Source organism: Xanthomonas sp. NCPPB 1068, assembly GCF_041479385.2.
GTDB classification, from domain to species: domain Bacteria; phylum Pseudomonadota; class Gammaproteobacteria; order Xanthomonadales; family Xanthomonadaceae; genus Xanthomonas; species Xanthomonas cannabis.
The window spans coordinates 4803823-4828955 of the sequence record NZ_CM192986.1 but is presented as its reverse complement, the minus strand read 5'-3'; the positions used below and the strand labels follow the sequence as shown (position 1 = coordinate 4828955).

Annotated in this window: 20 protein-coding genes; 8 read left to right on the top strand and 12 right to left on the bottom strand. The window is 68.0% G+C overall.

Translation table 11 applies throughout. The features are described 5' to 3' along the window. Positions 1-22: 22 nt before the first annotated feature. Positions 23-403 carry a hypothetical protein gene (locus ACCQ12_RS20430; protein ID WP_372382597.1) on the top strand — a complete coding sequence of 127 codons (381 nt, stop codon included), beginning with the start codon at positions 23-25 and terminating at the stop codon, positions 401-403. A 67-nt stretch (positions 404-470) separates the two neighbouring features. Here ACCQ12_RS20430 and ACCQ12_RS20425 read toward each other — a convergent pair whose 3' ends face one another. Continuing rightward, positions 471-1865, bottom strand: coding sequence for an MATE family efflux transporter (locus tag ACCQ12_RS20425; RefSeq protein WP_372382596.1), 1395 nt, complete (start codon positions 1863-1865; stop codon positions 471-473). A 16-nt stretch (positions 1866-1881) separates the two neighbouring features. Beyond that, on the bottom strand, positions 1882-2346 hold the full coding sequence (locus ACCQ12_RS20420; protein WP_166749991.1) for a MarR family winged helix-turn-helix transcriptional regulator: 465 nt from the start codon (positions 2344-2346) through the stop codon (positions 1882-1884). A 116-nt stretch (positions 2347-2462) separates the two neighbouring features. Here ACCQ12_RS20420 and ACCQ12_RS20415 point away from each other — a divergent pair, with 116 nt between their 5' ends. The 3 genes from ACCQ12_RS20415 to ACCQ12_RS20405 all read left to right on the top strand — a co-directional run bounded on the left by ACCQ12_RS20415 (position 2463) and on the right by ACCQ12_RS20405 (position 4004). Beyond that, entirely contained in the window at positions 2463-3008 is a 546-nt protein-coding gene (locus ACCQ12_RS20415; protein WP_179456150.1) for a glutathione peroxidase, read from the top strand. A gap of 3 nt (positions 3009-3011) precedes the next feature. After that, positions 3012-3398 (top strand): hypothetical protein, encoded by a 387-nt coding sequence (locus ACCQ12_RS20410; RefSeq protein WP_372382595.1) that lies wholly within the window; start codon positions 3012-3014, stop codon positions 3396-3398. Between the two features lie 66 nt (positions 3399-3464). After that, the gene (locus ACCQ12_RS20405) at positions 3465-4004 is read left to right on the top strand and encodes a hypothetical protein (RefSeq protein ID WP_372382594.1); all 540 of its coding nucleotides are present in this window, start codon (positions 3465-3467) and stop codon (positions 4002-4004) included. Between the two features lie 79 nt (positions 4005-4083). Here the strand turns inward: ACCQ12_RS20405 and ACCQ12_RS20400 are convergent, their stop codons facing one another. Genes ACCQ12_RS20400 through ACCQ12_RS20375 form a run of 6 tightly spaced genes read right to left on the bottom strand, consistent with a single transcriptional unit; the run spans position 4084 to position 8186 of the window. After that, positions 4084-5148 carry an MlaA family lipoprotein gene (locus tag ACCQ12_RS20400; RefSeq protein WP_372382593.1) on the bottom strand — a complete coding sequence of 355 codons (1065 nt, stop codon included), beginning with the start codon at positions 5146-5148 and terminating at the stop codon, positions 4084-4086. Positions 5149-5158: 10 nt separating this feature from the next. Further along, positions 5159-5452 (bottom strand): STAS domain-containing protein, encoded by a 294-nt coding sequence (locus ACCQ12_RS20395; protein WP_166744684.1) that lies wholly within the window; start codon positions 5450-5452, stop codon positions 5159-5161. Beyond that, complete coding sequence (locus tag ACCQ12_RS20390; RefSeq protein ID WP_039410610.1) at positions 5442-6104, bottom strand: MlaC/ttg2D family ABC transporter substrate-binding protein; 663 nt, start codon at positions 6102-6104, stop codon at positions 5442-5444. The genes ACCQ12_RS20395 and ACCQ12_RS20390 overlap by 11 nt, the downstream gene beginning before the upstream one ends. Next, positions 6101-6634, bottom strand: a complete 534-nt coding sequence (gene mlaD, locus ACCQ12_RS20385; RefSeq protein ID WP_355606062.1) for an outer membrane lipid asymmetry maintenance protein MlaD — start codon at positions 6632-6634, stop codon at positions 6101-6103. The genes ACCQ12_RS20390 and mlaD overlap by 4 nt, the downstream gene beginning before the upstream one ends. Positions 6635-6642: 8 nt before the next feature. Beyond that, positions 6643-7392 carry an MlaE family lipid ABC transporter permease subunit gene (locus ACCQ12_RS20380; protein ID WP_039410615.1) on the bottom strand — a complete coding sequence of 250 codons (750 nt, stop codon included), beginning with the start codon at positions 7390-7392 and terminating at the stop codon, positions 6643-6645. Further along, a complete protein-coding gene (locus ACCQ12_RS20375) occupies positions 7392-8186 on the bottom strand; it encodes an ABC transporter ATP-binding protein (RefSeq protein WP_039410617.1) in 795 nt (264 codons plus the stop codon). The genes ACCQ12_RS20380 and ACCQ12_RS20375 overlap by 1 nt, the downstream gene beginning before the upstream one ends. 398 nt (positions 8187-8584) lie before the next feature. Between ACCQ12_RS20375 and ACCQ12_RS20370 the strand changes: the two genes are divergently transcribed. Beyond that, positions 8585-8872, top strand: a complete 288-nt coding sequence (locus tag ACCQ12_RS20370) for a DUF6916 family protein (protein WP_005991442.1) — start codon at positions 8585-8587, stop codon at positions 8870-8872. A gap of 6 nt (positions 8873-8878) precedes the next feature. On the opposite strand, the gene ACCQ12_RS20365 is transcribed toward ACCQ12_RS20370, so the two are convergent. Genes ACCQ12_RS20365 through ACCQ12_RS20350 form a run of 4 tightly spaced genes read right to left on the bottom strand, consistent with a single transcriptional unit; the run spans position 8879 to position 11159 of the window. Continuing rightward, positions 8879-9427, bottom strand: a complete 549-nt coding sequence (locus ACCQ12_RS20365) for a GNAT family N-acetyltransferase (protein WP_372382592.1) — start codon at positions 9425-9427, stop codon at positions 8879-8881. A 4-nt stretch (positions 9428-9431) separates the two neighbouring features. Continuing rightward, positions 9432-9968 (bottom strand): phage tail protein, encoded by a 537-nt coding sequence (locus ACCQ12_RS20360; RefSeq protein WP_372382591.1) that lies wholly within the window; start codon positions 9966-9968, stop codon positions 9432-9434. Positions 9969-10026: 58 nt separating this feature from the next. Further along, positions 10027-10554, bottom strand: coding sequence for a phage tail protein (locus tag ACCQ12_RS20355; protein ID WP_166744681.1), 528 nt, complete (start codon positions 10552-10554; stop codon positions 10027-10029). Between the two features lie 59 nt (positions 10555-10613). Then, a complete protein-coding gene (locus tag ACCQ12_RS20350) occupies positions 10614-11159 on the bottom strand; it encodes a phage tail protein (protein ID WP_372382590.1) in 546 nt (181 codons plus the stop codon). A 251-nt stretch (positions 11160-11410) separates the two neighbouring features. On the opposite strand from ACCQ12_RS20350, the gene ACCQ12_RS20345 reads away from it, so the two are divergent. The 3 genes from ACCQ12_RS20345 (at position 11411) to recB (ending at position 25101) form a co-directional block, all read left to right on the top strand. After that, complete coding sequence (locus ACCQ12_RS20345) at positions 11411-17317, top strand: putative Ig domain-containing protein (protein WP_372382589.1); 5907 nt, start codon at positions 11411-11413, stop codon at positions 17315-17317. 459 nt (positions 17318-17776) lie between these two features. Then, complete coding sequence (gene recC, locus ACCQ12_RS20340) at positions 17777-21184, top strand: exodeoxyribonuclease V subunit gamma (protein ID WP_372382588.1); 3408 nt, start codon at positions 17777-17779, stop codon at positions 21182-21184. Further along, positions 21181-25101: an exodeoxyribonuclease V subunit beta gene (gene recB / locus ACCQ12_RS20335; RefSeq protein WP_372382587.1), complete on the top strand. Its 3921-nt coding sequence runs from the start codon at positions 21181-21183 to the stop codon at positions 25099-25101. Before recC ends, recB begins: the two co-directional genes overlap by 4 nt. Positions 25102-25133 lie beyond the last annotated feature (32 nt).

The window sequence follows — 25133 nt, the reverse complement described above, 5'->3', positions numbered from 1 at the left end:
CCCTATTCAAGAAGAGCATCCCATGGCGACGCGATGGATCTACGCAACGGTGTGCGTGCTGCTGCTGGGCGCCTGCAGCGCGACGCCGGCATCTCGTCCGGGCACCACCGCAGCTGATGCGCAGACACCGCGCGCAGCCTCTACCGATGCCGCCGCATGCACCGCAAAGGGCGGCCAACTGCGTCCGGTCGGCCGCATGCAAACGGTGCGCTGCATCGTGCCGTATGCCGATGCCGGCAAGACCTGCAGCGACAACAGCGACTGCAGCGGTGATTGCCTGGCCACCAGCATCGTGCCGACCGGTGCCGCCACCACCGGCACCTGCCAGCGCGACAGCGACCGCTTCGGCTGCCGCCAGGAAGTCATCGGCGGCAAGGGTCAGGCGGCGCTGTGCATCGACTGATGCGCGGGTAGGGCATCAGGCGCGCGTCGCGTCCAGATGCCCCAACGCATGCACCAGCGCCAGCGGCTTACGCGTCCACCACCACGTCCGCCGTGCGACGCGGCCAGCCAACGGCGCCGAACATCGATCCACCGGCGATGGCCAGCGCCGTCCCCAGCCCATACACCAGCAGCGCCGCGCTCTGTGCCAGGTAGACCTGGTGCAGGCCGCCACCCAGCCGGATCGCCGCGATGCCGATGCCGGCCGCGATCAGCAGGCGCAGCACGGTCGTGCAGATCGGCCATAGCAGCCTTCCTGCGCCCTGCGAGGCGAAATACAGCGCCAGACCCATGCCCAGAAAGCCGTAGAACGGGCCTACGGTCTGCAGGTACAGCGTGCCGGTCTGCAGCATGGTCGCATCGCTGCCATACAAGGACAGCCAGCCGCGCGGGAACAGCGCCGCCGCAACGCCGATGGTTTCGGTAATGGCAAACGCCATGGCCGCACCGATCCAGGTCGCGCGCAGTGCGCGCTCGCGTTTGCCCGCACCGATGCAGGTGCCCACCATCGTTAGCATCGGTGCTCCCAGGCCGAAGACCAGCGGGATCAGCACGTACTCCAGCCGCGACGCAGTGCCGTAGCCGGCAATCGCGCCGGAGCCGAAATGCCCGGCCAACGAGGTGGCAACGCCCACCGACAGGTTGGTGCAGATCACCCCGATCGCCGAGATCAGGCCAACCCGCAGGATGTCGCGAAAGACCGCTGCACGCAGGCGGATCGCCGCAAACGACAGGCGCAGCAGGCTACGCGGCGAACGCAGATAGGCCACCAGCACCAGCGTACCGACGATGTAGTACAGCAGCAGCGCCAGCGCACCGCCGGCAATGCCCAGCGCCGGAATCGGCCCCCAGCCAAAGATCAGCAACGGCGACAGCGGGATCAATCCGATGACTCCGTAGACGGTGACCTTGGCCGGCACGGCCATATTGCCGGAGCCGCGCAGCACCGCCGCCAGCGAGTTCAACAGCCAGACAAACACCGCGCCTGCGAAGATCCAGTGCGAGTAGGTCAGCGCGGCATCGAGCGCGGCGCCTGTCCCGCCCATCTGCCGATACAGCCAGCGGCCGCCGGCCCACAGCGCAAGCGTAAAGAGCACCCCGAACGCCACGGCGATCACCAGCGCATGCACCACCACCGCGTTGGCATCCTCGCGCCGGCCGCCGCCCAGGGCCCGCGCGATCGACGAGGCAATGCCGCCGCCGATCGCACCGGACGACATCATCTGCATCAGCATCACGATCGGGAACACCAGCGCCATGCCGGCCAGCGCATCGGTGCCGAGCTTGCCGACGAAGTAGGTCTCGATCAGCCCGGCCGACGCCTGCGCGACCATGACCAGTACGTTGGGAACGGCCAGCCGCGCCAGCGTGGGTGCGATCGGGGCCTCCAGCAGCAGGCGGGTGCGGGCATCGAGTGCGGTCATGGAGGCAGAGCTGCTCTTAGTCGGGGGAGTCGTCGGTATCGGCAAGCCCGGCCTGTTGCAGCGTGGCCAGGGTGTCGTCGAGCAGGCCATGCAGGGCGAGCACGCGCTCGGCGCCCAGCAGCGCGGTGAGGCTGGATTGCGCCTTCTGCCACTGCGTCCGGGCCTGGGTATGCCGGCGACGGCCGGCGGCGGTGAGCGTGATCAAGCGGCTGCGCGCATCGGTGCCGTCGGTCTGTTGCACCAGTCCGGCCAGCATCAGCGGCTTGAGGTTGCGCGTGAGCGTGGACGCATCCAGGCCCATCTTGCGCGCCAGATCGATCGGCCGGATCGGGCTCAGCGTGACCAGATGCGACAGCAGCGAATACTGCGTCGACTTCAGACCGCTCGCACTCAGATATGTCGCGTAATGGCGCGACACCATCCGCGACACGCTGCGCAGGCGGAAGTTGGTACAGCCGGTCGGCGTGCGGGGTGTGGCCATGCGGCGAGTGTAGCCAAGATACTTGCATATACAAGTGTTGAGGCATGGTGCAGCGCAGGTCATCCATGCGCGCGGGGCGGTTTATGCTGGCTACCCCGCAGATCAGGACAGCCCCGATGAGCCAGACGCTGTACGACATTCCCGTGACCCGCATCGAAGGCGAGCCAACCACATTGGCCGACTACCGCGGCAAGGTGTTGCTGGTGGTCAATGTCGCCTCCAAGTGCGGCCTGACCCCGCAGTACGAAGGCCTGGAAGCGCTGTACCGCGACAAGCATGCGGCCGGTCTGGAAGTGCTGGCGTTTCCGGCCAACGACTTCAACGGCCAGGAGCCCGGCAGCGAGGCGGAGATCGCGCAGTTCTGCCAGCTCACCTATGACGTCACCTTCCCGATGTTCGCCAAGATCGCGGTCACCGGCGGCGACACCCATCCGCTGTATCAGGCCCTGACCCATGCACGCCCGAGTGCCACCGGCGACGGCCCGATGCGCGAAAAGCTCGCCGGCTACGGCATTGCGCCCAACCCCGCACCCGGCGTGTTGTGGAACTTCGAAAAATTCCTGATCGGCCGCGACGGCACCGTCATCGAGCGCTTCGCCCCCGATGTCCCGGCCGACGATGCACGCCTGCGTGCAGCGGTGGATGCGGCGTTGGCAGCGTAGTGCATGGCGGAGTCCGTATCGACGTTACGTGCAGTGCTGCACTCGCTGACGCCTGGCGAAGTGCGCTTTATTGCCCAGCGCGATTATGGACAAGACGAAGAGCGGCATTCACGGGCGCTTACATCCGTAATTGCGCGCGGGGGCCGGTTCGAGCCGGGCGAAGATTGGTATCCGTACGAAGTCGTCGAGTTGGGTGCCCACACGCTTGTGCCGGGCCACGCTCGTGAGTTTGCGGTGTGCACGCTACTGGTAATCGCTGCAGTGGTAGATGGCTTTGATCTGTCCACCACACTTCCGGACAAATTCCAGGACCGTGCGGACGACTATGCGAAGCTGCCGCCGGAGCTTCAACAGGCGATTCTGGCGGCCTATGTCGCGGCTCGACTATGACCATTAAGGTCATCCGTTCGGACTTCTATGCAGAGTGTAAATATGCGACGCAGTAGCAGCACCGTCATGGCCGTGGTGCTTGGCATCGCGGCAGGTCAGGTAAACGCATGTTCCATACCCGCTCATCCAACATTTAAGCAATCCCTGCAGAACGCCACCAGCGTCTTCATCTTTCGTTTGGACCAGGCGCGATATCGGCGCGAAGACTTTGGACTCGGTGCTCATACGAGCTGGGTGGAGGGCAAGATCACGCTTGTGCAGAATCTCTATGTCGATCCGACACGGCTCGTGAACATCCAGTTTTCAAGCGTATTGTGCGGTGCGGTCAAGCTGGTCGTCGGGCGTCACTACCTGATCGCGACCCCTGCGACGGGTGACACGATTGAATTGGTGGGTGGGGACGCCTCACTTTTCGAGATCGAAGACCTCTACAACCCGGAAAGAAAGACCGCTTCGCTGCAGTCGATGCTGATATTGCCGGTGATTCGCGCCATCTACGGTGTGCATGCCCTGCCTGAGGACTTCCCTCCGCGCGAGATTGCCGCCAGGACGGTGCTGCCGCTGCCGCCGCCCCCGCCCCCGCCGCCCCCAACCCAAGGCTCATGAAGACAGCGCACAAAAAAGCCCGGGAGCGATCCCGGGCTTCTTCTTCCTATCTATCAGTCAGACACGCAAACTCGACCGGTCAACGCACCCAGCTGGGAATCGGCATCGCATCCACCGGCACCGTGTTGTCCTTGTCTTCGCGCAGATACTCCGGCAGCTCGTTGTTCTGTTCGCGGTGGCTGCGCAGGTCACGGGTGATCTGGTAATTGCGGCGCTGCATCCAGGCATCGCGGGTCAGGGCGTACTCGTCCGGCGCCTGGTCGCGTAGCGAATCCAGCGACATCAGCTGCGCGCGCGTGTCCACCAATTGCAGGCCCTGCAACGCGAAACGCGCACCGCCGTCGTCGACCTGGCGCACCCACGACAGCGGGATGTCGCCACCCAGCCCGAAGGTGTCGCGCACCGTGCGCGGCCCGAACAGCGGCAGCTCGAAGTAGCGCGAGTTACGCCAGCCCCACACGCCCAACGTCTGACCGAAGTCTTCGCTGCGCCGCGGGATCCCCGCCGCCGTGGCCGGGTCGAACAGGCCGGCCACACCCAGGGTGGTATTCATCACGAACCGGCCCAGCGACTGCGCCGCATACACCGGGTGGCCCTGCAGCAGCTGGTTGACCATGGTCAGCGGCGTGCCGAGGTTGTCGAAGAAGTTGGTCACGCCCAGCCGCGCCGGGCTCGGCACCACCTTGGTGTAGGCGGTCGCCAACGGCCGTGCCACGCCGCGGTCCACCGCCAGGTTGAAGCGGTGCATGCCGCGGTTGTAGCGCTCCCACGGGTCGTACGCTGGCGCCGCACCCGGCTGGGCGGGTGCGCCATTGGCGCCGGCCTGTGGCGTGGTGGTGCCGTACAGGGCGCTGAAGTCGTCCTCGGCCGAGGTGGGCGCACCGGACGCGTCCGCGCCGGCATCGCCCGCAGCGCTGGTCTGTTCGGCAGGCGCCGCCGCCACCGTGGCCGGCAACGTGTCGGGCGCGGCAAACCCGGCGGCCGCCGGTTGCGCGGTCACCCCGGCGTCGTCACGCACCGGTGCCGGAGCATCGGGCGCGGTGTCGGCGCTGGCCGATGGCGGGGCAGACTTGGGCGCCTGGCTGGCACAGGCGCCAAGCAGCGACAGGCAGGCCAACAGGGAAAGGATGCGGAACTGGGTCATGGCGTGGCGCTCAGGCCTGAAATTCGAGGGTGGGAGACAAGCGGTAGGCGGCGCGCAATTCGTCCAGACCGGACGCCTCGCCCACCACTGCCGCAGTGCCGGTGCCGCGCACGCGCGCGGCCAGTTCGGCCAGCATCGCCACGCCGGCGCTGTCCAGGCGTTGCACGCCCGACAGGTCCAGCGTGCGCACGCCATCGAGCTGTGCGGCCGCCTGCGGCCAGGCCGCGGTGACCGCGGCACGGTCGAGCACGCCGGTGACCACCAGCGTGTCGCCGTTGCGTTGCACCGAGCTGTTACTTGCCATTGGCCGGTGCCGCACCGACCTGCAGGCTGCCGCTGCGCAGGTCGGCAGCGACCTTGGCAATGCCCTTTTCGCGCAGCGGACCGTCGAACTGGCCCTTGAAGGTCTGCACGTAGGAGATGCCTTCGATCATCACGTCGAAGATCTTCCACTGGCCGCCCACGTTACGCATCAGGTAGTCCACCGGGGTCGGGTCGTTGCCGGCGCGCAGCAGGTCGGTAGACACCTTGACGCCGCGGTTGCCCGGCAGCGCGCTTTCCGACTTGGCACGGAAGGTCGGCTTGCCTTCGAAGTTGAGCAGGGCGGTGCCGTAGCGCTGCATCAGGTTGTCGGCCATCGCATCGGCGAACAGCTTGATGTCGGCATCGGAGGCGCCACGGCCATGCACGCCCAGCACCAGGCGCGCGGCGTAGTCGCGGTCGAAGGCCTTGTTCAATTCGCCATCGATGTACTGGCGCAGCGCGGCCGGGTTGCTGCGGAACTCGGCGCGGCGCTGTTCCAGCGTGCCCAGGATGCGGGTGCTGCTGTCGATGACGGTCTTGGTGGCCGCGCCCTGCGCAGGCGCACTGGCGGCGGCCGGCTGCGCCAGCACGGTGGCCGGTGCGCACACCAGCAGGGTCGAGGCCAGGATGGCAGAGAGCAGGGTGGTCTTCATTGGTGCGGTTCCGTAGAGGGAGAAGCGGGCTGGGCAGGCGGGGCGGCCTGACCGTCTGTAGCGGATTTATCACCGCCGCCACTGAACATGTACTTGCCGACCAGCTGCAGCAGATCCACCGCCGGCTGGGTGAAGCCGATCTCTTCGCCCGGCTTGAGCGTCTCCGGGTCGCCGCCCGGCTGCAGACCGATATAGCTCTCGCCGAGCAGTCCACTGGTGAAGATGCCGGCCGAGGTGTCGGCGGGCAGGTCCTTGTATTTGGTGTCCAGCGACAGCGTCACCACCGAATCGAACTTGGTCGGATCCAGGCTGATGTCGGCCACCTTGCCGATGGTCACCCCGCCGATCTTCACCGGCGCCTGCGCGCGCAGCTGGCCGATCTGGCTGAAGCGCGCGATCAGGGTGTACTGGCTGGAACCGAAGCCCCAGCGCTGGTTGGTCGAGGCCACCGCCAGCACCAGCAGCGAGGCCAGGGTCAGCAGCAAAAAGGCGCCAACGGCGAATTCGAGTCGTGGTCCACGCATGGCCATGGGCTATCTCACCTAAACAACATTGCAGAAAGGACGAAGTTGAACATCAGCACCAGCAACGAGGCATTCACCACCGCGCGGGTGGTGGCGATGGAGGTGCCTTCGATGGTCGGCTCGGCATGGAAACCCACGTAGGCGGCAACCAGCGCGGCGGTGCCGCCGAAGATCGCCGACTTGAGCATCGCCACACCGAAGTCGTCCCAGAAGTCCACGCTGTTGCTCAGGCCCGACCAGAACGTGCCGTTGTCGATGCCCAGCACGTGCACGGCTTCAAAGTAGCCGCCGGTGATGGCCAGCGAACAGAACACGCCGGTCAGCAACGGCACCGTGAGCACTGCCGCCCAGAAGCGCGGCGCCACCGCCTTGGCCACCGGATCGATGGCCATCAGCTCCAGCGCCTTGATCTGGTCGGTGGCGCGCATCAGGCCGAGCTCGGCGGCAATTGAGCTGCCGGCGCGGCCGATGAACAACAGTGCGGTCAGCACCGGTGCCAGCTCGCGGTACAGCGACAGCCCCAGCAATGTCGACAGCGCATCCGATGCACCGTAGGTGGTGAGCGTGCGGTAACCCTGCAAGGTCAACACCAGGCCGACGAAGGCACCGCCCACGGCGATGATCGGCAGCGAACGCGCGCCGACCTTGTAGATCTCGCGCACCAGCTCGGCGACGAAGTCGCGGGTGGGCAGCGAGCCACGCAGCACGGTCAACGAAAACAGCCCGGCGCGGCCGAAGGCGCGAATGGAATCGGCGAAGGCCATCAGGCAGCGCTCCGGTCGCGGCGTGGTGCGGCATCGAAGGCGATCGGGCCGTCCGGCTGGCCGTGCAGGAACTGCTGCACCAGCGGATCGGTGCTGTCCTGCAGGTGTTGGGGCGTGCCGGCGAACACGATGCCGCCATTGGCAATGACCACGGCCTGGTCGCTGATCGGCAGGGTCTCGTGCACGTGGTGGCTGACGATGATGCTGGTCAGGCCCAGGCTGTCGTTGAGGCGCTGGATCAGGCTCATGATCACACCCGAGGCGATCGGGTCCAGCCCGGTCAGCGGCTCGTCGTAGATCATCAGCGGCGGGTCCAGCGCCAGCGCACGCGCCAGCGCCACGCGCCGCGCCATGCCGCCAGACAGCTCGCGCGGCCAGGCATCGGCCGCCGCCAGCAGGCCCACCGCATGCAGCTTCATCTGCACCAGGCGTTGCAGCACCGGCGCCGGCAGGCGCGTATGCGTGCGCAGTGGCAGGGCCACGTTGTCGGCCACGCTCAGGTCGGTCAGCAACCCATTGCCCTGCAGCAGCACGCCGACATTGCGGCGCATCTCTAGCAGCGCCCGGCTGCCGGTGGGAATGGCGTTGCCGAACAAGGTGACTGTGCCGGCCACCGGGCGCAGCTCGCCGGTCAATGCCGCCAGCAGCGTGGACTTGCCGCTACCGGACGGACCGAGCACGGCGGTGATGCTGCCGCGTGGCACGTCGAGCGATACGTCGCGCAGGATCGTCCGCCCGCCGCGATCGATGCGGACACCGGACAGTTGCACGACAGAAGAGGCGGACGCCGTCATCGAGGCCTTTAACAGAATTCCAACGCGATAGAGTAACTGTCACACGGCTGAACATAACCGAACCGCCGCGTGCAGTATTGTCGCATTCATGCGGCAGGCCATGTGGCCGCCCATGTCGCCATCTGCGTAACAGCGTGTCCCGCAACGCACGCACGATTGCGCTGCATGCGACGGCTGCCCAACGTACGCTGCAGTAGGGAGTAAGTGCATGGGCGGCCGGCGTTTCAGAACCTGGGGGGTCCCGGTGTCGTCACAGTCGGATACCACGTGCGCACTGCGATGGCGCCTGCCGCATCGCTCGGATGTGTCGAGTGCGTCGCGTTGTTGGCATCGCCATCTTGTGGGGCCGGCGCGAACCACGCGACGATCCGTGCACATCGTCATGAAAGGAATCATCCATGGAGTTGCTGACGCTTGAACACTTCGCCGGCAGCGTCAACGAAACCTTCGCTGCCTCCTTGAATGAGGGCGAGGTACCGTTCGTGCTGGTGGAAGCAAGGCCATTGCAGGACACACGCAACGCGCAGCGTGCGCCGTTCTCGCTGCTGTTTCGCAATGGCTCGGCCTTTTTGTTTCCGCAACAGACCTATCAGATGCGTCACGCGCGCCTGGGCGAGATCGGCATCTTTCTGGTGCCGGTGGCGCGCGAACGCGACGGGTTCCTGTATCAGGCCGTGTTCAATTGAGCACGCTCAGCTGAGCAGTTGAGCATGGGGAGTCCAGTGCATCTGCAGATGCGTCTGGGTGCTGCACCCCGCAATGAAGCCGTGACGAACATACAGCCGCTGCGCGGCAGGGTTGGCGTGCAGCACATGCAGGCACACGGCGCACCCCGCAGCGCGGGCGGATGCCTGCGCGTAGGCGATCAGGTGCGAGCCAATGCCCTTGCCGCGCCAGTCCGGCAGCAGGCTGATATCCACCAGGGTGTGTTGCGTGGTGGTGCGGTGCAGGTACAGGCGACCGATACGCAATGGCCCAACCTGGACGATCAACACGTCGGCACCGGCGAAATGCTGCAGGTAATGGGCGCGTTGCAACGCGAATTGCTGGTCCAGAAACGCGCGTTTGGTCTGCTCTGCCCACGGCACCTGCGCCAGTTCCTCGCGCCGCGTACTGGCGTAGAGATCGCGTAGCCAGGGCAGATCGGCGGCGCGCTCGGGCCGAAGCACGCCGCCTGGCACGCCCAGTGCAGCAGGCGGTTCCAGATCGATCGGCGCGACCCTGAGACGCAGGTGCGGCATGGCCTCAGTCGAACACCGGGTAATCGCCCTGCAGCGCGATGCAGAAGTTCATGGCCAAGTAGGGCTGCCGGTTCTCGTGCGCCTGGCCGTTGCCGGCGGGCAGCACCATGGTCGGGGAAAACTGCTGGTCGGGTGCGACTGCATTGAACGGCCGGTCGCTGTTGCTGTTCAAGTTCGACAGTGCGGATCCGCTGCTGGGGGTGCCGCTCTTCTTGCTCGGATCCGCTTGCGAGAACGCATTGAAGCCGTGCTCGTGGTTGGGCATCTGCGTGCTCAACAGGCTCACCGAGGCGGAGCCGAACGCATTGCCCAGCGCATGGGGCGTCAGGCCCGGTGCCGCCCCCTGCTGGCAGCCGGCGCGGGTGGAGAAGTTCGGCAACTGGAATGTGGTGCTGCCGTTGCCGCCATAGGCCACGCCCAGCAACGAGAACAGCGCGGTGTTCTGCATGACCGGCAGGGTTGCGCCGTTGCACAGCGCCCAACCGTACGGGTTGTAATCGAAGGCAAACAACTGGATTTCGCCGAAATAGGGTTCGGTCATGCGCATTTCCTCCGGTGGAGCGATGCAGGCCGCGACCGACTCGGCGCGGCGCCGTGGATCAGGACTGCTGCGGAAAGATGCCCGTGGTGGCGATGCAGTACTGCACCGTCAGCGTCGGCATCGTGTTGTCGTGCGGCTGGCTACCCCCCGTGAACGAGGTGCTCTGCGTGGACATCGCCAGCGCGGTGGCCCCGGTCACGTCGCTGGCATAGAACAGCGTGGCACCGACCGCCGCTGGCAGGAGTCCGGCTGGTGAGGGGCTGGTTGCCGCCACCGTCGTGACCTGTGCGACATGGGTATGCGCCGGCATCTGCGGCTCGGTCACGGTCACCGTTTCGGTACCGCTCTTCTGGGCGAACACGTAGTTGCTCAGGCCAGGGCCCTGGCCCTGGTGAACCGGCAGGCGCCCGCGCAGATCCGGCACCCCGAAGGTCGTTTGCCCATCGCCGCCATACGAGGTGCCCAGCAGCACGTACAGCGGTTCGTATGCGGAGATCTGCAGCAGCGAGCCGTCGCACGCCTGCCAGCCCTGAGGCGTGCGGCCGAAGCCGAACATGCGGATTTCGCCGATGAATGGAGTGCCCATGTGATCCTTCCTGGTCGATGAGGCGCCGCGCGTGCAGGCGCACCCGAATGCGGTCGCGCTTAGCCGCGCGAGGGGAAAATGCCCGACAGCGCGATGCAGAAGTTGATCGTGGTGTAGGGCTGCAGATTCGGATGCGGTTGGTCACCGCCAGCGGGCGCGACCGTTGCCGGCGTCAGTGGAACCGTCGTTCCCGGAGCGGCATACAGCGGCGTGGCGGCACCCGAGGTGGCCATGTTGGTGGCAAACACGCGGCCGGTCGGTGTGCGGTTGTTGCCGCCGGTGCTGCTGCATTCCACCAGGTGGTTGTGCGCGGGCAGGTTGGCGGGCAGCAGGGTCACCGCCTCCGCGCCGCCCGCCTGACCGATCGGTGCAACCGGCGGCTGCCAGTTCGCGTCGGCCGACGGCGCGTACCCGACCGGCGTGCGACCGCGCAGATCAGGCAGGGCGAACGTGGTATTGCCATCGCCGCCAAAGCGGGTGCCTAGCAGACTGAACAATGCCTGGTTCTGATTGACCGGCAGCAGCTGGCCATTGCATTGCGCGAAATATTTCGGCGCGAAGGGGAAACCGGTCAGCATGACCTGGCCGATGAAAAACTCGCTCATGCAGCTCTCCCTGCGTAGGTGCGCCGCCGACATGTGTCGGGGGTCGCCGTACAGATACCCGCCGCGGCGGGGTCCCACAAGCCGGGACAATCCAGAACTGGAATGAAGTATTAATTTTTTGTTCTTTAACTGGCAGTCAGTTCCTGTTTCAATGCGCTCGCAATGCCAGGGGATGACTTCTCTAGGGCGGTATTGCCTTCAGGCACGAGGACCGTGCCGGCGCCGGGGTGGCGCTTCATCAGGGGTAGAACGTGAACAAGCCGCAATGGCGTGGAACAGGCACCGGTGCGCCGATGCGCTGGATGGTGGCCGTGGTGATCTGCGCCCTGGCGCTCCTGCTACCCGGACAGGTCTGGGCACAGGGGGCGTCGGCCTATTGTTCGACCCAGAACGCCACGATCAATCAGGGCGGTTCGGTGACGTTCGACGTCAGCAACTGCGATGGCCCCTCCAACATCGGCATGGGCGACGACCCGCGCAATCCGCTGGATGCCAATGGACGCGGTTCCACTGCCAACGGCAGCATCCAGCTCAGCTTTCAGAGTGGCCCTGGCACCCAGACGGTCACTTATACACATGGGGGGAATTCTGCGACCTCCGATACGTTCTACCTGCGCGACGAGGACGAAAACGTCCTCACCTTCAACATCACCATCAACCCCTCGCGCACGGCCAGCATTGCGGTCAGCCCGGTCAACCGCAGCGAGGACAGCGGCGATGCCTTCGTCTACACGGTGACGTTAAGCCAGACCAACACATCGGCGACCACGGTGAACCTGGCCCGGAGCGGTACCGCGACCAGCGGCGCCGACTACTCCGGTGCGGTGAGCAGCGTCGTGGTGCCGGCCAATGCCTCCTCCGCCAGCTTCAGCGTCACCCCGATCGCCGATGGCGTGGTGGAACCGGACGAGACGGTGACCTTCAGCGTCGCCAACGGCACCGGCTATTCGCCCGGCAGCCCGGCCAGCGCGACGGCCACCATCGTCAATGACGACGTCACCACCGCCTCGATCGCGGTGTCGCCTGCGAGCGTGGCCGAGGATGGCGGCACCAACCTGACCTACACCGTGACGCTCACCAATCCGTCGGCAACCGCCGTCTCGATCGGCTTCAGCGTCGGCGGCACGGCAACGTCGGGCACCGACTTCGCGGCGGTGAACTCGCCGCTGGTGATTCCGGCCGGGCTGACCAGCGGCAGCATCGTCATCGATCCCACTGCGGACGCGACGTCGGAGCCTGATGAAACGGTCGTGATCACCCTCAACACCGGCAGTGGGTATGTGGTGGGTTCGCCCAACAGCGCCACCGGCACCATCCTCAATGACGATGTGCCATCGCTGAGCATCAACGACGTCTCGGTGAACGAGGGCAATGCCGGTACGACGACAGCCACCTTCACCGTGTCGTTGAGCCAGCCGGCCGGTGCCGGCGGCGTCAGCTTCGACATCGGCACCGCCGATGGCACCGCGAACGCCGGGTCGGATTACGTCGCTTCCAGCCTGAGCGGGCAGACCATTCCCGCCGGCAGCAGCAGCGCCACCTTCAGCGTGCTGGTCAACGGCGACAGCCTCAACGAACCGGACGAAACCTACTTCGTCAACGTCAGCAATGTCACCGGTGCCAATGTGGCCGATGCGCAGGGCCTTGGCACGATCGTCAACGACGACACGGCGCCGGCGCTGTCGATCGACGACGTCAGCGTGATCGAGGGCAACAGCGGCACCACCACGGCCACCTTCACGGTGAGCCTGAGCACGGCCAGCGGCCAGACCGTCACGGTCAATTACGCTACCGCCGACGGTACCGCCACGGCTGGCAGCGATTACGCCGCCCGCTCGGGAACGCTGAGCTTCGCCCCGGGAACCACCACGCAGACCGTGGCGATTTCCGTCAACGGCGATCTTTCGGTGGAGCCCAACGAGACCTATCGCGTGGTGCTGTCCAGCGCTACCAATGCCACCATCGCCCGCGCCACCGGTACCGGCACCATCAACAATGACGATGCCGTGGTAGTCATCGCCCCGGCGTCGCTGCCGGCGGCAACGGCGGGCACCGCCTACACGCAAAATCTGTCGGCCAGCGGTGGTACCGCCCCGTACACCTTCGCGCTCAGTGCCGGTGCGTTGCCGGCCGGGGTGACCCTGAACGCCAGCGGCGTGCTGTCGGGCACCCCGACCGCGAGCGGCAGCTTCAACTTCACCGTGAGCGCCACCGACAGCGGAGCGCCGACCACCGGAAGCCGCGCTTACACGCTGGTGGTTGCCGGCGCGGCCGTGAACCTGCCGGCCACCACGCTGGCACCGGGAACCGCCGGTCAGGCCTACTCGGCCGCCATCACGCCGGCTAGCGGCGGTATCGCGCCCTATACCTACACCCTGGCTGCCGGCGTCCTGCCGGCCGGGATCACGGTCAATAGCGCAACCGGTGCGCTGAGCGGCACGCCCACGGCCCCCGGGACCTACAACTTCACCCTGACGGCTACGGACAGCACCTCGGGAACGCCGTCGCAGGGCAGCCGCAGCTATGCATTGACCATCGCCGCCCCGCAGATCGTGGTCGCACCGACCACGGTGCCCGGTGCCACGCGTGGCACTGCGTACAGCCAGGCACTGAGCGCCAGTGGCGGTACCGCGCCGTACACCTACGCGATTGCCAGCGGCGTGTTGCCGGCGGGCCTGACCCTGGCCAGCAACGGCACGCTGTCGGGCACGGCGACGGTGGAAGGCACGTTCAACTTCACCGTGCAGGCGACCGATGCCAACAGCTTTACCGGCACGCAGGCATATGCGCTGACCGTGGCCGGCCCGAACCTGGTGCTGCCTGCATCCACCTTGCCGGCCGGCACCGCCGGGCAGGCGTACACCGCCGCAATCACTCCGGCGACCGGCGGCACCGCCCCGTACAGCTATGCGCTGACTGCCGGCGCGCTGCCGGCCGGCGTGGTGCTGGACACGGCCACCGGCGGGCTGAGCGGCACACCTACCGTGGCGGGCACCTTCAACTTCACCCTCACTGCCTCCGACAGCACGCCCAGCCCGGCCGCGCAGGCCTCGCGCAGCTATGCATTGACCATCGCGGCACCGCAAGTCGTGGTCGCACCGACCTCGGTGCCCGGTGCCACGCGTGGCACTGCGTACAGCCAGGCGTTGAGCGCCAGTGGCGGTACCGCGCCGTACACCTACGCGATTGCCGGCGGCGTGTTGCCGGCCGGCCTGACCCTGGCCAGCAACGGCACGCTGTCGGGCACGGCGACGGTGGAAGGCACGTTCAACTTCACCGTGCAGGCGACCGATGCCAACAGCTTCACCGGCACGCAGGCGTATGCACTGACCGTGGCCGGCCCGAACCTGGTATTGCCTGCATCCACCTTGCCTGCGGGCACGGCAGGGCAGGCGTACACCGCGGCCATCACTCCGGCCACCGGCGGTACTGCGCCCTACAGTTATGCGTTGAGCGCAGGCACCCTGCCGGCCGGTATCGTGCTGGACACGGCCACCGGCGGGCTGAGCGGCACACCCACCGTGGCGGGCACGTTCAACTTCACCCTCACTGCCTCCGACAGCACGCCCAGCCCGGCTGCGCAGGCCTCGCGCAGCTATGCATTGACCATCGCGGCACCGCAAGTCGTGGTCGCACCGACCTCGGTGCCCGGTGCCACGCGTGGCACTGCGTACAGCCAGGCGTTGAGCGCCAGTGGCGGTACCGCGCCGTACACCTATGCGATTGCCAGTGGCGTGTTGCCGGCCGGCCTGACCCTGGCCAGCAACGGCACGCTGTCGGGCACGGCGACGGTGGAAGGCACGTTCAACTTCACCGTGCAGGCGACCGATGCCAACAGCTTCACCGGCACGCAGGCATATGCGCTGACCGTGGCCGGCCCGAACCTGGTGCTGCCGGCTTCCACCTTGCCGGTCGGCACCGCCGGGCAGGCGTACACCGCCGCAATCACTCCGGCCACCGGCGGCACCGCCCCGTACAGCTATGCGCTGACTGCCGGCGCGCTGCCGGCCGGCGTGGTGCTGGATGCGGCGACCGGCGGGCTGAGCGGCACACCCACCGTGGCGGGCACGTTCAACTTCACCCTCACTGCCTCCGACAGCACGCCCAGCCCGGCTGCGCAGGCCTCGCGCAGCTATGCGCTGAGCATCGGCGCGGCCACGCTGGTGATCGGGCAGGGCACGCTGCCGCCGGCCGTCAATGGCACCGCATACAGCCAGACATTGACCGTGTCCGGCGGCGTGGCGCCTTACCGTTTCAGCGTGACCAGCGGCACCTTGCCGGCCGGGTTGACGCTGGCTGCCGACGGCACGCTGTCCGGTACGCCCAGTGCCGAAGGCGTCAGCAACTTCACCATCACCGTGACCGACGCCAGTGCTGCCAGCGCGGCGCAGGCCTACAGCGTCAGCGTGGGCAGCGCCGCGCCGGTGGCGGTGGCAGACACTGCCGTGACCATGGACGGCACCGCCGTGACGGTGGCGGTGACCGGCAACGACACCGGCACGATCACCGCGATTGCCATTACCACCGCGCCGACCAACGGCAGTGCCGTGGTCAATGGCTTGAATGTGGTCTACACGCCAAACGCCGGATTCATCGGCACCGATGTGGTGAGCTATACCGCGAGCGGCAGTGGCGGCACCTCGGCCGCGACCACGCTGACCATCACCGTCAATGCGCGGCCGGTGGCGGTGTCGGTGACCGCGGAGGCGGTGCCCGGCGAAGCGCAGCAGGTGGACATCACCCGCAATGCCACCGGCGGGCCGTTTGTGGCTGCGGCCGTGGTTGCGGTGCTGCCGGCCTCGGCCGGTACTGCCACCATCACCCGGGTTGGCGGTACAGCCACCGCCGCAGCGGCGCGCGCCTCCGGCGGCCCGTCGCCGGCCGCGGCGGCAATGGCCGAAACGCCCAGCTTCATGCTGACCTTTACCCCCAACCCGGCGTTTGTCGGCCAGGCCACGGTGCAGTTCACCTTGTCCAACGCCTTCGCAACCTCGGTGCCGGCCAATGTGGTGTTCAACATCGCGCCGCGCCGCGACCCGAGCCAGGACGCGGAAGTGCGTGGCTTGATCGATGCGCAGTCCGAGTCCACGCGGCGGTTTGCCCGTGCGCAGATCGACAACTTCCAGCGCCGTCTGGAAGCCACCCACCGTGGTGGTGGCAGCTTCACCAACGCGGTGAGCTTCCAGCCCACCTCGCATTGCCGCCAGGCCGAGCGCGGCATCACTGCGCAGCCGTGCAGCCCGGACACCCAGGACGCCGACAACGACTTCCGCGATGCGCCGGCGGCAGCGGCGGCGGGCAGCAGCGAAGGTGTGCAGGGCCAGGGCGACCTGGGCCTGTGGATCGGCGGTGCGATCCGCTCGGGCAGCTTGAACCGGCAGACCAACAGCAACGGCGTGGATTTCCAGACCGACGGCCTGAGCATCGGTGCCGACTACCGGGTTGCGCAGTCGCTGGCGATCGGTGCGGGCCTGGGCTGGGGCCGCGACGACAGCGATGTGGGCACGCGCGGCAGCCGCAGCAAGGGCACCGCGTACACCATGGCGTTGTACGCCAGCTTCCACCCGGGCAAGGCGTTCTTCTTCGACACCCTGGTGGGTTACCAGATGTTGTCCTACGACCTGCGCCGCTTCGTCACCGACGACAGTTCGCTGGCCGAGGGCAACCGCGACGGCAAGCAGTGGATCGCCTCGCTGTCCACCGGTGCCGACCTGCAGCGCGGCGACGTGCAGATCACTCCGTATGCGCGGGTGGATGTGGCACGCGCCACGCTGGATGGCTATGCGGAAGACGGCGTGGCGCCGTTCGCACTGCGCTATGCCGACATGGATGTGGCCACCACGACCGGCAACCTGGGCCTGCGCCTGGAGTGGCGCCGCGAAGTACGCTGGGGACGGCTGACCCCGCAGTTGCGCGTGGAGTATCAGCGCGACTTCCAGGGCCGTGGCGATGCCACGCTGAGCTATGCCGATCTCAGCGGCGGTCCGTTCTATCGCACCGCGCAAAGTGCGTTCGACCGCAACCGGTTGATGGTCGGTATCGGCGCGGCATTGCTGACCGAGCAAGGCCTCTCCACGCGCCTGGAGTACCGCGGCATCACCGATGGCGACAGCAACAACGACCAGACCTGGATGATCAATCTGGAAAAGAAATACTGATCGCGGCGCAAGCCCGCTCAGCAAGCAACGCGATGGGCCGGGCGATGACCCCGGCCCATCGCATTTGCGACGCTTGCCCGGTGGATGCGGCTGGCCCGCCGCTTGATGGCCTGCCCCTGTTCGACCTGCGGTCGCGATCACGCAGGTCGCACGCCGGCTGCCGCGCGATCGCGGCGCGGGAATGTGCACCGCTCTGACTCCGGTGCTGGCCGACGCGGCGCTGCCGGGCAGCGTCGATGCGCCGGCCGGCCGGCACATCCATCTGACGTCGCGCGATCCGCATGCGGCGTCGAATGCTTGCCGCATAGCATTGGCAATGAGGGCCTGCATCGGATTGCAGCGCGCGCCGGCAGCGCGCCCGCGCGCTCGACCGCACGGCGCACGTGCATCAGCGCCAGGGCAGATCGCGGCCAGCGCCGACAGCGCATCACGCGCGCATCCGGCACAATGCGCGCACGCATGCACGTCACCTCCGCGCCCGATTTCCGCCTTTATCCATCCAATGCGCTGGATACCCTGGCTGCCCTGCTGGCCCAGGAACTGCGACGACCGGTACCCGGGCAGCCGCTGCTGCAACCGGAGGTAGTGCTGATCCCGCAGGTGGCTATGCGGCGCTGGCTGCAATCCACGCTGGCGGCGGAGCACGGGGTGGCGGCGAATCTGGAATTCCTGACCCCCGGCGAGTTCGTCGCGCGCGCGCTGGAGTGCAACCTGGGCCCGGCCGACGACGATCTGGACATGGCCACCACGCAGTGGCGGCTGTACGCGGTCCTGCAATCGGACCTGGGCAGCGATGGGGCGTTGGCGCCACTGGCCGGCTATCTGTCCGACGGCGACGCGCTCAAGCCGTGGGCGCTGGCCGGCGAGCTGGGCAGTGTGTTCGAGAAATACCAGGCCTGGCGCCGCGACTGGCTGCTGCGTTGGGAAGGCGGCGCCGACCCCGAGGATCCGCAGGCGCGGCTGTGGCGCAGCATCGCATCGGGCCGGCAATACCGCGCGCGTCGCATCGGCCAGTATCTGGACCGCTACGCGCGCGCCGACGGGCCTTTGCCACAGGGCTTGCCGGGCCGGCTGTTCGCCTTTGCCATCCTCAATATCTCGCCCGACGTGCTGCGCGTGCTGGCCACGCAGGCGCGCGTGGGCACGCTGCATTTCTATCTGCCCACGCCCACGCAAGGCTATTGGGGCGATTTGCAGACGCTGTGGCAACGCCGCCGCGAAGACGGCGCGGTGCAGCTGTTCACCGAGCAGGTGCAGGAAAACCCACTGCTGCAGGCCTGGGGCGCGGCCGGGCGCGACTTCATGGCGCTGGTGGGCGATTACGAGGTGGTGCACCCGCTGGCCGAGATCGCAGCCTATGCCGACCCGCTGGAGTCCGGCCGCCGCGCGCTGGCCGATGGCGGCCTGGGCGACAGTTTGTTGCGGCGCATGCAGAGCGATTTGTTCAATCGCCGCGCGCCACGCGTACCGGCCGCGTTGCCGGCGGTGAATCGGCACGACCCCAGCCTGCAGGTGCACGCCTGCCACACGCGGCTGCGCGAGTTGCAGGTATTGCACGACCAGCTGCGCGCCTTGCTCGACGACCCGCGCTTCGACCCGCCCTTGCAGCCGCGCGAGATCGCGGTGCTGTCGCCGGATATCGACCCGTATGTGCCGTATCTGGACGCGGTGTTCGGCAGCCACGGCAATGACGACGCGTTGCCATATGCACTGGCCGATGCCAGCCCGCTGGCAAGCGAGCCGCTGGCCGAGGTGTTCCTGACCTTGCTCGGCCTGCCGATCGCACGCTTCGGCCTGCACGAAATTCTCGACCTGCTGGCCAGCGCACCAATTGCCGAAGCCGCCGGCCTGGACGAAGCCGGGCTGGAACGCCTGCGCAGCTGGCTGCACGCGGCCGGCGCGCGCTGGGGCCTGGATGCGGCGCATCGGCGCCAATTGCAGGCTCCGAGCGACGACGCCTACACCTGGCGCTTTGCGCTGGACCGGCTGCTGCTCGGTCACGCCAGCGGTGCCGACGACGATATCGATGGCGTGGCGCCATGGCCGCAGCTGGAAGGCAGCGCGCTGGCCGCACTGGACACCTTGTTGAAGCTATTGCGCGTGCTCGAACGCCATCAATCGTTGCTGGCCGAAGCGATGACGCCGGTGGAGTGGCGCGAGCGTCTGCTTGGCCTGCTGGAGGCGCTGATGCCAAAAGCGCCCACCGCACCGCGTGCACAGCGCGCGCTGGACCGCCTGCGCAGCTTGATCGATCAGTTCGCCCGCGATGCGGTGCGTGCCGACTACGCAGGCAAGGTGCCGGCCGAGGTGGTGCGTGCGCATTTCGCCGCAGTGCTGGGCGAATCGGATACGCGCGCGCCGCTGCTCACCGGCGGCATCAGTTTCGGCCGCATGGTGCCGATGCGCCTGTTGCCGTTCCGGGTGATCTGCCTGCTCGGCATGAACGACGGCGATTTCCCGCGCCGCGACCCGGCCGCCGGGCTCAATCGCCTCACCGCGGAACTGGGCACCGAACGTCGCCGGCACGGCGATCGCTCCACGCGCGAGGACGACCGCTTTTTGTTCCTGCAGTTGTTCGCCTCCGCGCAGGAGGTGTTCTACCTCAGCTATCTCGGCGCCGATGCGCGCGATGGCAGCGTGCGCGAGCCGTCGGTGCTGGTGAGCGAGTTGCTGGGCAGCGCGGCGCAGTACCACGCCGACCCAGCGGCGTTCGACACACTGGTAGTGCGTCACCCGTTGCAGCCGTTCGCCGCCGCGGCGTTCGGCGCGGTGGGCGACGACGCGCACGCCGACCCACGCCGTTTCAGTTATCGCCGGCAATGGCGCCCGGCCGTGGACAGCCTGGCCGGGCAACGCCAGGCGCTGGCGCCGTGGGTCGCCGGCGCACTGCCGGCCGACACCGTTGCGCTGCCCGCCAACGTGTCCATCGACGACCTGCGCCGCCTGTTCGGCGACCCGGCCGGGCAGTTCCTGCGCCACCGCCTGGGCATGCGGCTGCCTGATCCGGCCAGCGAAGACAGCGACCTGGAACCACTGCTCGCCTCCACGCGCGGGCTGGACCACTACGGCCTGCAGCAGCAGGTGTTCGAAGCGGCACTGGCCGGCGACACCGAGCGGCTGTACGAGCGTCTGCGCGCGCGCGCACTGCTGCCATCCGGCCCGCTGGGGCGGCGCCAGCTCGATGAGCGGGTGGCGCAACTGCGCCCGTATGCGCAGGCATTCCGGCAATGGCGTGGCGAAGCGCCGGCGCAGTCGCGCCGGCTGCAGGTGCAGATCGGCGAGACGGAAGTGCATGGCCGCGTGCCTGGTTGGTACGCCGATGGCGTGGGGCGGGTGCAGGTCGGTGCGCTCAGCGGCCGCAGCGCGATTCGCCACGGCCTGGAATGGCTGCTGCTGCGCGCCGCCGGCGAGCAGGCGCCATATGTGCGCTTCTTCGAACACGACGATGGCCTGGGCCCGCATCCCATCGACCCCGAACCGTTGTCGCAGACGCAGGCGCACAGCGCCCTGGCCCAATTGCTGCAGCTGTTTCGCCACGGCTTGCAGGCACCGTTGCCGTTCGCGCCGTACAGCAGCTGGAAATATCACCAGGCCGCGCGCAGCGACGACCTGGACAAGGCGATCAAGGACGCCGCCGGGCAGTGGCAATCCAGCTTCGGCTGGAGCGAGTCGCATAGCCCGGAACTGCGCCTGGTCAACCGCGGCCGCGACCCGTTTGCCGATGTGCAGCGCTTTACCGAGTTCGCCACCACCAGCCACCGCGTGTACGACCTGCTCGAACGCGGCAGCACCGACACCACGCTCGACCCGGAGCGGCTGATCGACAGCTGGCGCCACTGGCACGGCGCACAGGACGACGCCGAATGAGCAGCACTCCCGTCATCGACCCGTACCTGCAGCTGCCATTGCACGGCGTGCGCCTGATCGAAGCCAGCGCCGGCACCGGCAAGACCTTCACCCTGGCCACGCTGTTCACCCGGCTGGTGGTCGAGCGCGGCCTGCGCATCGGCCAGATCCTCGCGGTGACCTTCACCGAAGCCGCCACGCAAGAGCTGCGCCGCCGCATCCGCGAACGCCTGGTGCTGGCCGCAACGCTGGTGCCCAATGCCTCATCCACCATCGTAGGAGCGCACCCGGGCGCGACCGAACCGGCCATCGTACCGACGTCCGATGCTCCTGTAGGAGCGGCCTTGGCCGCGACCAACGTCGCCAACGACCCGTCGCGGCCAAGGCCGCTCCTACACGAAGCGCCCGACGCCCTGCTCACCCGCTCCATTCTCGAAGCACACCTGGCCACCGGCACCGAAACCGCTGCCGCCTTGCGCCGCCGCCTGCAACAGGCCGTCGAAGAAATCGACCTGGCCGCCGTGTTCACCATCCACGGTTTCTGCGCGCGCGTGCTGCGCGAACATGCGCTGGAAAGCGGCCAGGCCTTCGCCGCACCGCAACTGCTCGCCAACGACCGCGAACTGCTGGGCGAAGTCGCTGCCGACCTGTGGCGGCAACGCGCCGCCGATGCGGTGATGGCCGAAGACCTCATCGCGCTGTGGTCGGGCGGCCCGCCCGCCCTGGCCACCGATCTGCGTGCCTTGGTGCGCCACCCGGCCATCCTGCCCGCACGCTCCGATGACGCCACCGACGATGCCGCGGCATTGCTGCAGGCCGTGCACGACGCCAGCCATGCATTGGCGGCTGCGTTCCAGGCGCACGGCACGGCGTTTTTCGACGCCATCATGGCCGCCATCGATGGCGGCATCCTGAGCAAGGTCAGCTACAAGCCCGAGTGGTTGGCCTCGCTGTGGCACTGGTTCCAGAGCTTCGCCGCGGCGCCCTCGCACGACAGCGCGCCGCATCCGAAGTTGCTCAAGTTGACCGCTGCGGAGCTGGCCACCGGCACCAACAAGAAGTTCGTCGACCGCACGCCGGCCTCGCCGATGAGCCACGAGATCGATGGCTATCTCACCGCGCTGGCAAACGTCGAACAATGGCGCACCCGCCGCCGCATCCGCCTGGTGCACGCGCTGCGCGACGATGCCATCGCACGGCTGGCACTGCTCAAGCGCCAGCGCCGCGTGCAGACCTACGACGACCTGGTCGATGGCGTGGCGCATGCGCTGCAAGGCCCGCAGGCCGATGCCTTGGTGCAGCGCCTGCGCGCGCAATACGCCATCGCGCTGGTGGACGAATTCCAGGACACCGATGACCGCCAGTGGGCGATCTTCTCCACTGTGTTCGGCCAGGGCCCGCTTGCCCGCGCCGCCGGCCTGGAGCCGGCCCTGTTCCTGATCGGCGACCCCAAGCAAGCCATCTACGGCTTCCGCGGCGGCGATGTGCGCACCTATCTGGCTGCCGCGGTCACCGCCGAACTGGCGCCACCGCTGAGCCACAATTTCCGCTCGCGCCCCGGCGTGCTGGCCGCCATCGATGCGCTGTACGCGCAGGCCGGCTACACCGACGCCTTCCTCACCGACGGCATCGCCTTCCACCCGGTGCAGGCCGGCACCAAACGCCTGGACACCGACCTGCAATGCAACGGCGTCACCGCGCCGGCACTCACGCTGTGGCGCGCGCCCGAGCCACCGCCGGTAATGAAGGGCAAGCCCAGACCCTGGAGCGCCGGCCGCGCCCGCGAGCTGGCCACCGCCGCCTGCGTCGCGGCGATCCGCAGCTGGCTGGCCGGTGGCCGCGACGGCAGCGCCACCATCAACGGCCGCCCGGTGCAGGCCGGCGATATCGCCGTGCTGGTGCGCAGCCACGGCGAAGCTACCCGCATCCAGCAGGCACTGGGCGCGATGGGCATCCCCGCCGTGGCCGCCGGCAAGCAAAGCCTGTTCGCCACCGACGAGGCGCTGGAACTGCTCGCCCTGCTGCAGGCCTTGCTCGACCCCGGCGACGACAGCCGCCTGCGCGCCGCCCTGGCCACCGTGCTGATCGGCGAAGACGCCACCGCCATCGCTGCGCTCGCACACGACGGCGAGCGTCACCGCCGCTGGCAGCAGCACGCACTGGACTGGCGCGAGCGTTGGCAACGCGGCGGCCCGCTGGCCTTGATCGGCGAGCTGGGCGCCGCGCACGGGCAACGCCTGCTGGCCCTGGTCGATGGCGAACGCCGCCTCACCAACTATTTGCAACTGGCCGAACTGCTGCAGGAAGCCGACGCCCGCGCGCTCGGCCCCCATGGCCTGGTGGACTGGCTGTCGCGCCGCATCGCCAATGCCGACGACAACGACGAAGCCCAGCAGCTGCGGCTGGAGTCGGACGCGCGCCGCGTGCAGATCGTCACCCTGCACAAGAGCAAGGGCCTGGAATATCCGTTGGTGTTCCTGCCGTACATCGGCATCGGCCGCAGCGACAAGGGCGCCGGCCGCCACTGCGTGGTGCATGCGCCCGAGCTCGGCCGCCAGCTGCACTGGAACGTGTCCAAATGGAGCCGTGACAAAGACGACCCGACCTGGAGCGCCGCCGAAACCGCCTGGAAACAGGAACAACGTGCCGAAGACGCGCGCCTGCTCTACGTCGGCCTGACCCGCGCCGAGCACGCGCTGTGGATCGCCAGCGGCCCGTTCCATCAGCACGAGCGCACTGCGTTGGCCGGCATGCTGCGCGCGCTGGATGCGTTGCAGGGCGCAGCAGGCGAGGGCGCGGTGGTGGTCGACACCAGCACGCCGCCCGCCAACCTGCCACGCCTGCCGCCACCGGTCGAGGCGCAGGTGCCGCCCGCGCGCACCCCGCAGCGCCACATCGCCCCGGAGTGGTGGGTTTACAGCTTCACCCAGCTGGCCAATGCCAATGCCGGCGCCGCCACCGACCCGATGGCCAGCGCCACGGTGGTCGGCAGCGGCGGCAGCGACGAGCCGTCCGGCAGCGAAGCGATCGCGGTGGCCACCGAGGCCGAACCCTTCGATCCACGGTTCGCCGGCAACCGCTTCGGCGTGGTGATGCACGACGTGTTCGAGCGCAGCGACTTCGCTGCCTGGCAGCGCTGGCGGCCCGGCCAACCCGCCCCCGATGGCCAGGCTGCGCCTATCGTCGAGGCCTTGCAGCGCGGCGGCTATGCCCAGGACGAACTCGACGACGGCCTGAGCATGCTCACCGCGCTGATCGGCCACACCCTCACCGTTGCGCTGCCCGAAGGCACCCGCCTGGCCGACGTGCCTGCGCCGCAGCGTCGCAACGAAATGGAATTCCACTTCGCCATGCGGCCCACCCGCGTGGATGCGCTGCTGGCCTTGCTGCACCGGTTTGGCGTGGTCGGCGACCGCCAGGCCTTCGGCATGCGCCAGCGCCTGGAAGGCCTGATGACCGGCCTGATCGACCTCACCTACACCGTGGACGGCCGCTGGTACGTGCTGGACTACAAGTCCAACCGCCTGCCCAGCTACGACGCCGACGCCCTGGCCCGCGCCATGGCGCACAGCGAGTACGAGCTGCAGGCGCTGATCTACACCGTGGCGCTGCACCGCTGGCTGCGCTTCCGCCTGGGCGATGCCGCCGAGGGCGGTGGCTACGACTACGCCCGCGACTTCGGCGGCGTGCGCTATCTGTTCTGCCGCGGCCTGGATGCCGGGCGCAACGGCGGGGGCGATCCCGCCCCCGGCATCCACGCCTGGCGCTTCGACCCTGCCCTGGTGGAAGCCCTCGACGCCTTGTTCGCCGGCAACGCCCCGGAGCCAATATCCAGCAGCGCGCCAACGCAACTGATCCCCGATGGCTCAAAGCCCCTCTCCCCCCGGGAGAGGGGTTGGGGTGAGGGTACGTCTGCTACAGAAGCGCCCGACCCATGACCCAACAAACCCCGCTCCCAATCAGCGCCGTG

What these genes read in the sequence shown, in the direction of transcription:
- ACCQ12_RS20415 (WP_179456150.1), top strand. Translation starts at nt 2,463, where the DNA reads ATGAGCCAGACGCTGTACGACATTCCCGTGACCCGCATCGAAGGCGAG.
- ACCQ12_RS20395 (WP_166744684.1), bottom strand. Translation starts at nt 5,452, where the DNA reads ATGGCAAGTAACAGCTCGGTGCAACGCAACGGCGACACGCTGGTGGTC.
- ACCQ12_RS20405 (WP_372382594.1), top strand. Translation starts at nt 3,465, where the DNA reads ATGGCCGTGGTGCTTGGCATCGCGGCAGGTCAGGTAAACGCATGTTCC.
- ACCQ12_RS20425 (WP_372382596.1), bottom strand. Translation starts at nt 1,865, where the DNA reads ATGACCGCACTCGATGCCCGCACCCGCCTGCTGCTGGAGGCCCCGATC.
- ACCQ12_RS20390 (WP_039410610.1), bottom strand. Translation starts at nt 6,104, where the DNA reads ATGAAGACCACCCTGCTCTCTGCCATCCTGGCCTCGACCCTGCTGGTG.
- ACCQ12_RS20350 (WP_372382590.1), bottom strand. Translation starts at nt 11,159, where the DNA reads ATGAGCGAGTTTTTCATCGGCCAGGTCATGCTGACCGGTTTCCCCTTC.
- ACCQ12_RS20370 (WP_005991442.1), top strand. Translation starts at nt 8,585, where the DNA reads ATGGAGTTGCTGACGCTTGAACACTTCGCCGGCAGCGTCAACGAAACC.
- ACCQ12_RS20365 (WP_372382592.1), bottom strand. Translation starts at nt 9,427, where the DNA reads ATGCCGCACCTGCGTCTCAGGGTCGCGCCGATCGATCTGGAACCGCCT.
- recC (WP_372382588.1), top strand. Translation starts at nt 17,777, where the DNA reads ATGCACGTCACCTCCGCGCCCGATTTCCGCCTTTATCCATCCAATGCG.
- ACCQ12_RS20400 (WP_372382593.1), bottom strand. Translation starts at nt 5,148, where the DNA reads ATGACCCAGTTCCGCATCCTTTCCCTGTTGGCCTGCCTGTCGCTGCTT.
- mlaD (WP_355606062.1), bottom strand. Translation starts at nt 6,634, where the DNA reads ATGGCCATGCGTGGACCACGACTCGAATTCGCCGTTGGCGCCTTTTTG.
- ACCQ12_RS20360 (WP_372382591.1), bottom strand. Translation starts at nt 9,968, where the DNA reads ATGACCGAACCCTATTTCGGCGAAATCCAGTTGTTTGCCTTCGATTAC.
- ACCQ12_RS20375 (WP_039410617.1), bottom strand. Translation starts at nt 8,186, where the DNA reads ATGACGGCGTCCGCCTCTTCTGTCGTGCAACTGTCCGGTGTCCGCATC.
- recB (WP_372382587.1), top strand. Translation starts at nt 21,181, where the DNA reads ATGAGCAGCACTCCCGTCATCGACCCGTACCTGCAGCTGCCATTGCAC.
- ACCQ12_RS20430 (WP_372382597.1), top strand. Translation starts at nt 23, where the DNA reads ATGGCGACGCGATGGATCTACGCAACGGTGTGCGTGCTGCTGCTGGGC.
- ACCQ12_RS20420 (WP_166749991.1), bottom strand. Translation starts at nt 2,346, where the DNA reads ATGGCCACACCCCGCACGCCGACCGGCTGTACCAACTTCCGCCTGCGC.
- ACCQ12_RS20410 (WP_372382595.1), top strand. Translation starts at nt 3,012, where the DNA reads ATGGCGGAGTCCGTATCGACGTTACGTGCAGTGCTGCACTCGCTGACG.
- ACCQ12_RS20380 (WP_039410615.1), bottom strand. Translation starts at nt 7,392, where the DNA reads ATGGCCTTCGCCGATTCCATTCGCGCCTTCGGCCGCGCCGGGCTGTTT.
- ACCQ12_RS20355 (WP_166744681.1), bottom strand. Translation starts at nt 10,554, where the DNA reads ATGGGCACTCCATTCATCGGCGAAATCCGCATGTTCGGCTTCGGCCGC.